13 protein-coding genes and 1 tRNA gene are annotated in these 11,757 nt (G+C 46.4%); 6 read left to right on the top strand and 8 right to left on the bottom strand.

What is annotated here, in order from left to right; translation table 11 throughout:
- Nucleotides 1-504: metallopeptidase TldD-related protein (locus tag V5298_RS09860; RefSeq protein WP_332931290.1), on the top strand; the 504-nt coding region annotated here is incomplete at its 5' end.
- A 69-nt stretch (nt 505-573) separates the two neighbouring features.
- On the opposite strand, the gene yjgA is transcribed toward V5298_RS09860, so the two are convergent.
- Nucleotides 574-1,128, bottom strand: coding sequence for a ribosome biogenesis factor YjgA (yjgA, locus tag V5298_RS09855; protein ID WP_332931289.1), 555 nt, complete (start codon nt 1,126-1,128; stop codon nt 574-576).
- A gap of 71 nt (nt 1,129-1,199) precedes the next feature.
- Between yjgA and pmbA the strand changes: the two genes are divergently transcribed.
- Complete coding sequence (gene pmbA, locus V5298_RS09850; RefSeq protein WP_332931288.1) at nt 1,200-2,531, top strand: metalloprotease PmbA; 1,332 nt, start codon at nt 1,200-1,202, stop codon at nt 2,529-2,531.
- Between the two features lie 84 nt (nt 2,532-2,615).
- On the opposite strand, the gene arcA is transcribed toward pmbA, so the two are convergent.
- From arcA to V5298_RS09820, 6 genes are all read right to left on the bottom strand, one after another.
- On the bottom strand, nt 2,616-3,323 hold the full coding sequence (gene arcA, locus V5298_RS09845; protein ID WP_332931287.1) for a two-component system response regulator ArcA: 708 nt from the start codon (nt 3,321-3,323) through the stop codon (nt 2,616-2,618).
- A 130-nt stretch (nt 3,324-3,453) separates the two neighbouring features.
- The gene (locus tag V5298_RS09840) at nt 3,454-5,115 is read right to left on the bottom strand and encodes a HAMP domain-containing sensor histidine kinase (protein ID WP_332931286.1); all 1,662 of its coding nucleotides are present in this window, start codon (nt 5,113-5,115) and stop codon (nt 3,454-3,456) included.
- Between the two features lie 95 nt (nt 5,116-5,210).
- Nucleotides 5,211-6,635 carry a glycogen synthase GlgA gene (glgA, locus tag V5298_RS09835; protein WP_332931285.1) on the bottom strand — a complete coding sequence of 475 codons (1,425 nt, stop codon included), beginning with the start codon at nt 6,633-6,635 and terminating at the stop codon, nt 5,211-5,213.
- 105 nt (nt 6,636-6,740) lie between these two features.
- Nucleotides 6,741-7,829, bottom strand: coding sequence for a class I SAM-dependent methyltransferase (locus tag V5298_RS09830; RefSeq protein ID WP_332931284.1), 1,089 nt, complete (start codon nt 7,827-7,829; stop codon nt 6,741-6,743).
- Nucleotides 7,830-7,850: 21 nt separating this feature from the next.
- On the bottom strand, nt 7,851-8,570 hold the full coding sequence (trmB, locus tag V5298_RS09825) for a tRNA (guanosine(46)-N7)-methyltransferase TrmB (protein ID WP_332931283.1): 720 nt from the start codon (nt 8,568-8,570) through the stop codon (nt 7,851-7,853).
- Between the two features lie 169 nt (nt 8,571-8,739).
- Nucleotides 8,740-9,393 carry an alpha/beta hydrolase gene (locus V5298_RS09820; protein ID WP_332931294.1) on the bottom strand — a complete coding sequence of 218 codons (654 nt, stop codon included), beginning with the start codon at nt 9,391-9,393 and terminating at the stop codon, nt 8,740-8,742.
- A gap of 105 nt (nt 9,394-9,498) precedes the next feature.
- On the opposite strand from V5298_RS09820, the gene mutY reads away from it, so the two are divergent.
- From mutY to V5298_RS09805, 3 genes are all read left to right on the top strand, one after another.
- Nucleotides 9,499-10,554, top strand: a complete 1,056-nt coding sequence (gene mutY / locus V5298_RS09815) for an A/G-specific adenine glycosylase (RefSeq protein WP_332931282.1) — start codon at nt 9,499-9,501, stop codon at nt 10,552-10,554.
- Nucleotides 10,555-10,581: 27 nt separating this feature from the next.
- Complete coding sequence (locus tag V5298_RS09810; RefSeq protein WP_332931281.1) at nt 10,582-10,854, top strand: oxidative damage protection protein; 273 nt, start codon at nt 10,582-10,584, stop codon at nt 10,852-10,854.
- A 173-nt stretch (nt 10,855-11,027) separates the two neighbouring features.
- A tRNA-Phe gene (locus V5298_RS09805) sits at nt 11,028-11,103 on the top strand.
- A 101-nt stretch (nt 11,104-11,204) separates the two neighbouring features.
- On the opposite strand, the gene V5298_RS09800 is transcribed toward V5298_RS09805, so the two are convergent.
- The gene (locus V5298_RS09800) at nt 11,205-11,351 is read right to left on the bottom strand and encodes a hypothetical protein (protein WP_332931280.1); all 147 of its coding nucleotides are present in this window, start codon (nt 11,349-11,351) and stop codon (nt 11,205-11,207) included.
- Here V5298_RS09800 and V5298_RS09795 point away from each other — a divergent pair.
- Nucleotides 11,345-11,614 (top strand): hypothetical protein, encoded by a 270-nt coding sequence (locus tag V5298_RS09795; protein WP_332931279.1) that lies wholly within the window; start codon nt 11,345-11,347, stop codon nt 11,612-11,614. The two genes, V5298_RS09800 and V5298_RS09795, sit on opposite strands and share 7 nt — an antisense overlap.
- Nucleotides 11,615-11,757 lie beyond the last annotated feature (143 nt).

The following is an 11,757-nucleotide window of genomic DNA, read 5'->3' as shown; positions in this document are numbered from 1 at the left end:
GGCACCCCAACACAACACAATGTGTTGATTGAGGATGGCATACTTAAAGGTTACATGCAGGATAAAATGAATGCCCGTTTAATGGGGGTGAAACCCACAGGTAATGGGCGTCGTGAATCCTTTGCCCATCTGCCTATGCCGCGAATGACGAATACCTATATGATGGCCGGTGGTCACGATCCCCAAGAAATTATCGCTTCTATCGATAAAGGGATCTATGCGCCGAATTTTGCCGGTGGGCAGGTCGACATTACCTCGGGTAAATTTGTGTTTTCCAGTGCCGAAGCCTATTTAATCGAAAATGGTAAAATTACCGCGCCGATAAAAGGGGCAACCCTTATTGGTAATGGCCCTGAAGTTATGCAAAAAATCTCTATGATTGGTAACGATGTGGCGCTGGATCGCGGCGTTGGCGTGTGCGGCAAAGATGGGCAATCTGTGCCTGTTGGTGTGGGGCAGCCGACCTTAAAAGTGGATGAATTAACGGTGGGAGGCACCGCTTAATTTAACAGAGCATGTGCTGGCTAATCGAATGAAAAAACGCGCTTTTTAAAAGCGCGTTTTTTATTAACATTACTGACCGTGATGGATCACGTCTTTGAGATATTGAAACAATTCTCTGAACGCTTTGGGTGGCCCGTTCTTTTCCCGTTCTTTCTTAATCTGACGATGAAATTGTCTGAGTTTTTGGCGGTTTAAGGCCGGATGAGCTTCAACTAACCGCTGGATCCCATCATCCCCTTCATTAATAATAGATTCCCGGGCTTTTTCCAGTTCATGGAATGCCGCATTGGTGGCCTGATGGGTCATGGAGAGCTTCGCCAGTGCGGTTTCAATGTCGGTGGTATCGCGATGACGCATCAGTTTACCGATAAACTGTAATTGTCGGCGATAGCCGTCTTTTTTCCGGTTTATTCCCTGGGCTATTGTGACGGCTTTTTCCAGATCTTCATCAAGGGGAATGGTGGCTAAATGCGCCGGGGTGAGATTCACCAGCTTTTCGCCGAGTTTTTGTCGTTCTGCAGACTGGCGTTTTAATTCCGTTTTGCTGACAAATTCAACTTCGTCGTCTTGCTGAGTATTCTCAAATAGGTTTTCTTCGTCAGAATGATGCTTGTTGTCGCTCATTTGGCACTCATAAATGTTACAATGCAGTATTCGGTCATTGTGACACACAGACAGAAATAGCGAAACTGACTATGCAAATAGAAAAGCAAATTGCCCAAATTCAGAACATTGTCGATGACGTACTGAAAATGGCATTAAGTAAAGGCGCCACTCAGGCGGAAGCCAGTATGTCTAAGGTGCAGGGCATTGCGGTTTCATCCCGCATGGGTGATGTAGAAAACGTCGAATTTAATAACGATGGTGGTTTAGGGATCAGTGTTTATGTGGGAAAACATAAAGGCAGCGCCTCTACGGCGGATCTCAGCAAAGAGGCGTTAGCGCTGACGGTTGCTAAAGCGGTGGATATTGCCCGTTATACCAGTGAGGATCCTTGCACCGGTTTGGCCGACGAAGAGCTCATTGCCACGGAATTCCCCGATTTGGATTTGTACCATCCTATCGAGCTTGATCCGCAAAAAGGTATTGAACTGGCAATAGAAACTGAGCGTGCCGCCATGGCGTATGATGAGCGCATTACCAACTCGGATGGCGCATCGTACAACGCGAACATGGGCATGCGGGTTTACGGCAATACCCATGGTATCAATACCGGTTATCCAAGTAGCCGCTATAGCCTAAGTTGCATGATGATTGGGGCAGAAAATGGCGATATGCAGCGGGATTATGCTTATACCGTCCATCGCAAGTCACACAAGCTCAAATCCCCTTTAGAGGTGGGTCAGGAAGCGGCCCGTGCCACCGTCTCTCGACTGGGGGCTCGTAAAATTGCCACAGGCAAAGTTCCAGTGTTATTGCATCGCGATGTTTCATCATCACTATTTGGTCACTATGTCAGTGCCATCAGTGGGGGCAGCTTATATCGTCGCTCTTCTTTCTTGCTGGATAAACTGGGTCAACAAATATTCCCATCGTGGTTAAATATTGAAGAAAAGCCCCACTTAAAAGGTGCACTGGCCAGCTCTAGCTTTGATGCGGAAGGTGTGGCAACCAAAGACATGACCATTGTGGGAAATGGGTGTTTGGCCCATTACCTGTACACCACCTATTCCGCGCGTAAGCTCGGTGTGGTGTCAAACGGTCACGCCGGTGGAATTCACAACTGGATTGTGGGTGATACGGGCCAATCAGATGCTGAATTGCTGCAACAAATGGGCACTGGCTTAATGGTCACAGAACTGATGGGACAAGGCGTTAATACGGTAACCGGTGATTATTCTCGTGGTGCCGCTGGCTTTTGGGTCGAAAATGGGGTTATCCAGTATCCTGTGCATGAGATCACCATTGCCGGAAACCTGTCGGATATGTTTGCTAACATTCAAGCCATCGGCGCAGAGCGGGATGTCCGTGGTGGCGTACAAACTGGTTCTATTTTGCTCGGTGAAATGCGTGTAGCGGGGAATTAATGACAACCTAAGCGTATGCTAGCGCCATAAAAATAAAAACGCAGCCACAAGGGCTGCGTTTTTTGTCATTCGCTAATCGATTGCTTAACTGTCTACAGAGCCGCAGAATCGGTAGCCTTCACCGTGAATAGTAACAATCAATTCTTCATCACTGGGTTCTGATTCAAAATGCTTACGGATACGACGAATGGTGACGTCAACCGTACGGTCATTGGGGCGCAATTCCCGTCCAGTCATTTCCATAATAAGTTGCTCACGGGTAAGAATTTTGCCCGGATTACTTAAAAATAGATGCAAGGCACGGAATTCAGAACGTGGTAGACGGAATTCGGTGTTGCTGGGCGAAATCAGTGAGCGACTGTCGCCGTCCAAGGTCCAACCGTTAAAACTAACACGACTAGGTAAGTCGTCATCTTCAGCGGAGTTTGTGGTACGAGCCAACAGGTTGCGGGCTCGAATGGTTAACTCGCGAGGATTAAACGGTTTTGTCAGATAATCATCAGCACCGATTTCAAGACCGAGAATACGATCTACGTCATTGTCGCGACCGGTAAGGAAAATTAGACCCACGTTTTTACGGTCGCGTACTTCGCGAGCCAGAATGAGGCCGTTTTTACCAGGCAGATTGATATCCATGATCACCAGATTGATAGAGTGGTTCTCAAAGAAATCGTGCATTTGATTGCCATTTTCGGCCTCAAACACACTGTAGCCTTCAGCTTCAAACAAGCTTTTTAGTGTGGTACGTGTTACCACTTCATCTTCAACAATTAATATATTTGGCGTCTGCATGGTGTTTTACACTCTTTTACAATCGATTAAGCTAGCTTCTGACAAATTGTAATATTCGTAACCGTATTTTTAAAGACGTTACTGAATAACTTGTCTACGGTATAAGGATTTGTAGAAAAATTACAAGGGCTTATTCATTATTTAACGTTAAATTTCCTGAAACAGAGCTTTTAACGGGAAAAATAATGACAAATTCGACACCTTTCCCTTCTTCACTGGTCAGAGAAATGGAACCATTTAGTGCCTGTGTTACCAAGTTATACACTAAATGCATACCCAAACCGGAACCACCTTGCCCTCGTTTGGTGGTAACAAATGGATCAAATATACGTTTACGTATATCGTTGGGTATCCCCTTGCCATTATCTTTGTATATTAGTTTCAAGTTTGTCGGCGATTCCATCTCCGCCACAATATTGATTTCACCATGCTCCATGTCTTCAAAACCATGTATCACCGAGTTCATGATAAGGTTTATAAGGATCTGGTTAATTGGCCCGGCTTTGGATTCTACTTCCAGAGTCGGATCGCATTCAACGTGAATATTGTGTTGGAGCTTTTTCAGCCTTGGCCTTAACGAGAGTAGTATCTCATTAACCAGTTGTGCAAAGCAAAATGTTCGGTTTGCTTCTGATGACTGGTCGACGGCAACCTGTTTGAAACTGGATATTAACTCTGCTGCCCGGTTTAAGTTCCGGTAGATGATATTCAGGTTTTCCTGACTTTCACTAATGAACTTCGCCATTGTACTGGCTTTTAACGTTTTACTCTCGAATTCTTTTTCAATAATCGTCAATCTGTCTAACATCATCGTTGAAGCCGTTACTCCAAGACCAATGGGCGTGTTGACTTCATGTGCCACGCCGGCAACCATATCGCCTAACGAGGCCATTTTTTCATTTTGTACAATTTGACGTTGAAACTGATGCAGTTTCTCGAGGGTTTGAATTAATTCCTGGTTGGCATTTTTAAGGGCCAACGTACGTTGATTCACCATATCTTCTAAAGAGGCATTGAGCTTTCTATGTTGCTCTTCTGCCATCTTTTGCTTGTGCATGTATTCTTGAATACGGTTTAGCATGACATTCACCGCATTAGTCAGTGCCGACAGTTCAGCAATATTTGTTGGCTGTGCCCGGGAAGAATAATCCCGTTGGCGTGAGGTTAAGTTTAAAAAGTCAGCCAGTTTACGAATGGGGTGGGTGATGACTTGTTGAAATCGTAAGGCCACCACAAAACTCACTAACAACATAAATAAGGTGATCACCACATTCTGTAAAATGGTTTGGGCAGCCAAGGTGGTATAGGCGTCGGTGCTGGCCTGTAAGAAAATGTAGCCTGCCGTTGTTCCCCGTTCATTTTCGATGGGACGTGAGACTTCTATTTTATCTTCAATGATTACCGGTTGGAAAAAGTTAGCGATAGATTGAGCATGGGAACTGGTGCGAGTTTCCCCTTCTTTGGTATAGCTGCTAAATAAGGTTAGTTCGTACGGTGTGGTTTGTTTGTATATATGGACATTCAGTACATTGGGTGCCGCGGCAAGGCTTTTTAGTTTACGGTTAACGATGTGTTTGTTTGAGTCTGAATAGGGGTCGCTAAGATCTTCATTAATGAAGGCCGCCACCATTTCCACCAACATTTCCACTTCTTGCTCTTGTTTCTCAGAGTAGTGGGTCAACTGGGTATAGGTTGAGTAACAAGCCGGCAATATTGAAGCAAGGGCCGCAATCGACATGATAACCCAAAGCAATAAGCTCTTAATCGATAGCGACACGGCAGATGTGGTCATTATTATTCGTTCATATAGTGCGCATTTCTACTTCAATAGTGGCTGAAAAATAGCCAAAAATAAAGTGACTTTAACAATATGTCTATAATTCCAACTTAAACCATTGTCCTATAAAGCTTGAGGTAGGCTTTCGCGGCATCCTCCCAAGTGAAACGGGTGTTCATTCCTCGTATCTGCATTTCTCTATAGCCAACGGGGTGCTCATAATAAAACAGCAAGGCTCTGCGGATACAACTTAACAAGGCCGCAGGTGTTGGCGCTTTAAATACGAAGCCGGTGGCATTTTGTTTATCGGCAACCTGATCGATCACCGTGTCTTTTAATCCGCCCACTGCGCGAACAATAGGGATGGTGCCGTACGCCAAGCTATACATCTGGTTCAAACCACAGGGTTCGAACTGGGAGGGCATGAGGAAAAAGTCGGCACCGGCTTCCACCAAATGAGCATGCTGAATGCTAAAGCCATTTACAAAGGCAAATTGGGAAGGATGTTGCTGTGCAAACTCACCCAGATCCATACAAACAGAGGGATCGCCGGTACCCACAATCACCATTTGCACATTGTGATGCATTAACTCGTCGAGTATGGGCATGATATACCCAAAGCCTTTTTGCTCAGTTAATCGGCAAACCATGCCGATGACGGGAATGTCGGCATTTTCCGGTAAATCACATTCTCGCTGCAGCGCCGTTTTACAGACTTTTTTATTATGCAGTGTGTCGACGGTGTAATTTTCCGGCAGAAAATGGTCATCGGCAGGATTCCATTGACCATAATCACACCCATTAAGAATACCCACCAGATCATTTTTACGGGTTACCAAGCGGTCGTGCAGGCCATGGGAGCCTAAATCGGTAAGCAACTCTTTGGCATAGTTAGGACTGACCGTGGTAATTTTGGAGGCATAGGCAATGCCCGTTTGCAGCATATTGATATAGCCACCGTGCACCTGGGATAAAATCGCCGGGTGATGACGTAAAAACGGAATGGCATCTAGTTTGTGTACACCCTGAAATGCGGCATTGTGGATGGTAAAAACGGTTTGTGTATTTGCAAAATAGCCGGTTTGTTCATTACGCAGCAAAAATGGCAACATAGCCGCATGCCAGTCGTGACAATGTATAATATCCGGTTGAATACTGAGCGCTTGCAAAGCATGCAGTGCACTACCACAAAAAAAGCTGAATCGTTCGGCGTTATCTTCATAGGCGTCATAGGTGCTGCTGTATAAACCGTCGCGGTTAAAATACTCCGGATAGTCGATAAAATATATGGTGATGTCATTCCAGCTAAGCTGTTTTATGCTGTAATGATAGACCTTACCTTCGGCGAAGAGAGTTTGCTGAGAGCAGGCGTCTGCCAACGCGTATTCATCGGCAATTGCCTTGTAGTAGGGCATGATGATGGTAATGTTTTCTCCGGCATCACGTAAAGCGAGGGGTAATGCTTTACCCACGTCCGCCAGCCCTCCCGTTTTAACCAGGTCTTCAACTTCTGAAATGGCGAAAACAATATTCACGTAACTTCTCCTAACGGGCTTACCTATCCAAGCGGTATGACACAGCGCTGCCATGTGTTCGCAACAGCGGCTTTAATAGACGTTATCACAAGGCAATAAATCTGCCTATGCAGAAACGCTTAAATACACAGAAAATTGATTGTTCTGCGCCACAGTATGGGTGCTGGGGAACACTTCGGCTAGCAATCCAGGGTACGGCAGAAAACGGTTTGCCACAATTTGTACTGTCCCTTTGGGTAACAGGCTGTGGGCACTATCTGCGATAAATCGGCGGGTTACCGAGTAATCCGTTTTCACACCGGTATGGAAGGGGGGATTGGTAATAATGTGCTTAAATTTCTGTGACACCCCATGCAACCCATTAGCGGCAATTAACATGGCTGCCTGGTCGTTAAGGGTGAGTGTTTTGGCCGCGCAATAAAGGGCTAATGCACTGACGTCGAGCAAGGTCAGGTCGATATGTGGAAAGCGGCCTAATAAACAGGCACCAATGACCCCCGCGCCACAGGCAAAATCCAGTACGCTTCCGCTTAATCGGTGTGAGCACTTTTCTAATAACAGCCGAGTGCCTTCATCTAGTTCACCGTGACTAAATACGCCAGGCAAGGAGGCGACTTGCCAGCTAAACCCTGCAACTTCAAAGGTGGATTCATCAAGCCAGTCGTTAATGTTGAAAGGTTGCGCCACCTCAGAGGGGGAAATCGTAATAAGTGAACAGTGACGTGCAGAATCCACTTTTTGGGACGGGCCGATGTGGGTGATGGCATTGGCGATGCTTTTTATGCCACCTTTATTTTCCCCGACAATGTGCAAGCGGCCGCCCTCAGACAGCGCCGCGTGGGCCATAGCCATAAGCATTACGGCATGGGCTTTGGATTTGGGCAAGTAAATGAGGATGTCGGTGTATGTTTCGCCCGATGGGATAAATGGGCTAAACAGGTGGTGGTGCATACCCACTTTCTGCTTAATACAAAACCCGTTAGTGGCGGAACTTACGTCTCGGCTATCAAATTCACAGCTTGGGATCACTTTTACGCTTTCGGCGAAAATATCAAAGTACTGATATAAAAACGTTATATTGAAGGTGATCAATTCGTCGCTGAAATACGCATCCGTGGGATTAATAATCAGCCATTTACCGTTCTCAAATAAGTCGAGATTTCTTTTAAGAAGTTGACTTTGCGCGCTTAACATCCAAACAATTCCGTTTTTTTATTATTCTGTACGTTGGTAAATAAGATCCCAAACGCCGTGTCCCAGTTTTTGCCCACGTACTTCAAATTTTGTAATTGGCCGATATTCCGGCCGTGCCACATAGTCGCCCTCTGGCGCAGTGTTTTCAAAACCTGGCGCGGCATTCATGATTTGCACCATATGCTCGGCGTAGGGTTCCCAGTCGGTAGCCATATGAAACTTACCACCAATAGCCAGTTTTTCTCTTACCATTTGGGCAAAAGGCAGTTGCACAATACGGCGTTTATGGTGACGTTTCTTATGCCAGGGATCAGGAAAATACAGCTGAACACGGGCAAGACTTTCATCGGGAAGCATTTTCTTAAACACTTCTACGGCATCGTATTCCATCACCCGTAAATTGGTCAGCCCGCGCTCGCCGGCTTCCGATAAACACGCACCCACACCGGGTCGATGAACTTCAATGCCAAAAAAATTGGTGTCTGGGTCGTTTTCTGCCATTTCTACCAGAGACTTACCCATGCCAAAACCAATTTCTAATACAACGGGGGCTTTACGACCAAACAATGCGTCCATGTCTAACCGCGCATCTTGAAATTCCACGCCCATAGTGGGCCAATATGATTCCAGCGCTTTTGCTTGCCCTTTTGTTAGCCGGCCTTCACGTTTTACAAAACTGCGTACTTTACTGATGTAAACACCTGCCGCTTCGGCTTCTTGCTGATTTTTAAACTGACCCATAACCTTGCCTGAAGTTGCTTATCACAATGTATAAAAAATGGCGCTTGGGCGATGGCTTTTCGCCGCGTCATTAATGTTGGAATGCACAGGTGCGGCATTATGCCCATTGGCAGCCTGAATGCAATAAAATGTAATTAATAATACTGCATATTTACCCTTCTTGCGGGCGTTATTGCCAAATGCGTTGTAAATATTGGCTCACGATGTCAGGTTGCTCCAATATGCTCATATGCGCGGCATTTTCGATAACCCACAAGCGGCTATTAACAAGGCTGTCTGAGGCTGTGCGCACTGCCGATATATTTACCAGTTGATCGTCACTGCCAACAATAAAATGAATGGGAAACGGCGCGTTAGCCAATGCCTTGATTAGGGATGGGCGGGGCGTGGTGGCTTCGGTGTGAGCCAGTAATGTCGCTGCACCTAAATCTTTACCCATGTCGCGCACAACATCCACCACCTGGGCGCAGGTCAAATAATCCGGATGAATAAAGCGGCGCAAATAATCGGGCTTGTCGGGGTGAAACTGGCCCTTTTTCAACATGGTGACTAGTTGTTGGCGACGTTTTATTTCCTGTTGTGTTAAGCCATTGGGGTCCCACCCTATAACGGTTAACGAGGCAACCTGCTCGGGATGTTCCAAGGCCCACAATGCGGCAATATATCCGCCCATGGAAAACCCGGTAAGGTGCACTTTTTCTTCGTCTAACACTCTGTCACCGGTAAGGGCTAGCATATCGTCTTTAGTGGTGGCCCATTGCAGCGGTACATAGCGGCGTTGAATATGACAGGCGCTGCCAAAGAGGAAGCCAGACACGTTCATCACACAAAGTACCGGGTAAAAATAAACAAGGGTTCGACACGCTTACTCCACAACAGATAGTTCGGGAAAATCAACGCCATGTTATCATAGGAACCTTATACACTGATGTTAAAAGTAAAAATGACAAAGTCTTTTTCCCAGCGGGTGCTTCATTGGTTCGATGAACATGGCCGTAAACACCTGCCATGGCAGCAACACATTACTCATTATGGTGTGTGGGTGTCAGAAATCATGCTGCAACAAACCCAGGTGGCCACGGTTATTCCCTATTACCAACGGTTTATGCAAAGCTTTCCTACGGTAGAAGCGTTGGCGGCGGCTTCTCAGGATGAGGTGCTGGATCATTGGACGGGGCTGGGTTATTACGCCAGAGCCAGAAATTTGCATAAGGCAGCCAAGGTGATTGTGGCTGATTATCACGGCGTTTTTCCTGCAACCTTAGACGAGGTGGTGGGGTTGCCCGGTATAGGTCGTTCTACAGCAGGCGCGATCTTATCTATCGCAGGTGGGCAAAACCTTCCCATTTTAGATGGTAACGTTAAACGGGTACTGGCACGGTTTTATGCCATAGAAGGCTGGCCTGGGCAAAAAGCGGTGGAAAATCAGCTTTGGACTTATGCGGAACAAAATACCCCTGATAAGCGCTGTCATCACTACACTCAGGCCATGATGGATTTAGGTGCCACGGTTTGTACCCGTAGCAAGCCCCACTGCGATGTATGCCCGTTACAGCGTGATTGTTTGGCGTACGCCCAAGGGCGGCAAGGTGAATTTCCGGGGAAAAAGCCTAAAAAGGCGCTGCCGGTGAAAACCACTACCATGATAGCGGTGTTGCACCAGCAAAGTATTTTAATGGCTCAGCGTCCGCCAAGTGGATTATGGGGCGGACTGTTTGGCTTTCTTGAAACCGATTTGGCAGTGGCCGATGCTGTAGATCAGCTATCTATTGAGACGGCCGAAATAAAACCTTTAGCGCCGTTTCGACATACTTTTAGTCATTTTCATTTGGAAATTAGCCCATACCTGGTGATTGCAAAACAGTGTTTAAGCCGCCATGTGTTAGAAAGCCAACAGCGGTGGTTCGAGCTTGATGCGCCATTGGGGGTAGGCATTGCTGCACCAACGCAAAAAATTATCTCGCAGATCAAGCAAATCCTATAAACTGTGATCTTAAAAGAAGGAGGCACCATGAGTAGACAAGTATTTTGCCAGCATCTTAAAAAAGACGCTGAAGGGCTGGACTTTCAGTTGTACCCTGGTGAACTGGGTAAACGTATTTTCGACAATATCTCCAAAGAAGCTTTTGCTGAATGGCAGAAAAAGCAAACCATGCTTATCAATGAGAAAAAACTGAACATGATGGCGCCCACAGACAGAAAGTTTTTAGAAGAGCAAATGGAAGCCTTTTTATTTGAAGGCATAGAGCCCTCCATTGAAGGGTATGTACCGCCGCCCAAATAGCGAAGTTCGCGTATGATTTGTGTGCAGATTGGAGTTTTTTTGAGAAAATTGAATAAACTGTGTGCAGTTGAATAAAAAACCAAGAAAAATAGTTGACTTGTAAGGCGTAAATCCGTTTAATACGCACCCACAGCGCAACAGGCACTAAACGCCTTTTATCGCTAACCAGATTTGCCTCGATAGCTCAGTTGGTAGAGCAGCGGATTGAAAATCCGCGTGTCCCTGGTTCGATCCCGGGTCGAGGCACCATTATTCGAAGAGCCCTGAACAGAAATGTTCGGGGTTTTTTTGATCTAGGCCGATGGAAAAATGCGAGAACACGCTGGCGTGCCCCGCAGTTGCACCACGCGTTACGATCCCGGGTCGAGGCGCTTTTTCACGATCCCCGTTACCTGAGGACATACTTCTGCTTCGCGAAATGCAACTACCCGTCCCTGCAATTTCGATTCAATGGTGTGAACCGAGGGAGTAACGGTTACATAAGATACTGTTGGCACAATCTCTGCCGGTGGCGCTTACACCCACTGAGGTTGCACAAGCCATCGAGATTAAGGCCGATATGATTAAACTGTTTCCTGCCGATGAAATGGGCGTTGCTTATTTTAAAAGCCTGCAAGGGCCTTATAACAGTACGGCATTTTTAGCTGTGGGGGGAATTCATATAGACAATGTTGAACAATGGTTTATGGCTGGTGCTGCGGAGGTGGGCGTAGGTAATCCGCATCAATCTTCAGCGTTTATTATCGTTCGACCCCCTTAACTCAAAGACAAGTCAGCCATAAGTAAACAGGCCGAACATTATAATCATTCCACAGTGGCTTGCTCCACCATAGCGATTGCCAACCCAAAAGATTAGCTGCCAGAAGAGGTAGCGGTTCGCTTTTATTGGTCTTATGCTCAACA

The sequence above is a fragment of the Alteromonas sp. 14N.309.X.WAT.G.H12 genome (assembly GCF_036697315.1).
Taxonomy (GTDB): domain Bacteria; phylum Pseudomonadota; class Gammaproteobacteria; order Enterobacterales; family Alteromonadaceae; genus Alteromonas.
This window is presented reverse-complemented; position numbering and strand designations above follow the sequence as displayed.

Bases quoted from the DNA above. Each gene is read 5' to 3' on its own strand.
- V5298_RS09820 (WP_332931294.1), bottom strand. From the start codon at position 9,393: ATGAACGTGTCTGGCTTCCTCTTTGGCAGCGCCTGTCATATTCAACGC.
- pmbA (WP_332931288.1), top strand. From the start codon at position 1,200: ATGCAAATAGAAAAGCAAATTGCCCAAATTCAGAACATTGTCGATGAC.
- V5298_RS09810 (WP_332931281.1), top strand. From the start codon at position 10,582: ATGAGTAGACAAGTATTTTGCCAGCATCTTAAAAAAGACGCTGAAGGG.
- arcA (WP_332931287.1), bottom strand. From the start codon at position 3,323: ATGCAGACGCCAAATATATTAATTGTTGAAGATGAAGTGGTAACACGT.
- V5298_RS09830 (WP_332931284.1), bottom strand. From the start codon at position 7,829: ATGTTAAGCGCGCAAAGTCAACTTCTTAAAAGAAATCTCGACTTATTT.
- trmB (WP_332931283.1), bottom strand. From the start codon at position 8,570: ATGGGTCAGTTTAAAAATCAGCAAGAAGCCGAAGCGGCAGGTGTTTAC.
- yjgA (WP_332931289.1), bottom strand. From the start codon at position 1,128: ATGAGCGACAACAAGCATCATTCTGACGAAGAAAACCTATTTGAGAAT.
- mutY (WP_332931282.1), top strand. From the start codon at position 9,499: ATGTTAAAAGTAAAAATGACAAAGTCTTTTTCCCAGCGGGTGCTTCAT.
- V5298_RS09840 (WP_332931286.1), bottom strand. From the start codon at position 5,115: ATGACCACATCTGCCGTGTCGCTATCGATTAAGAGCTTATTGCTTTGG.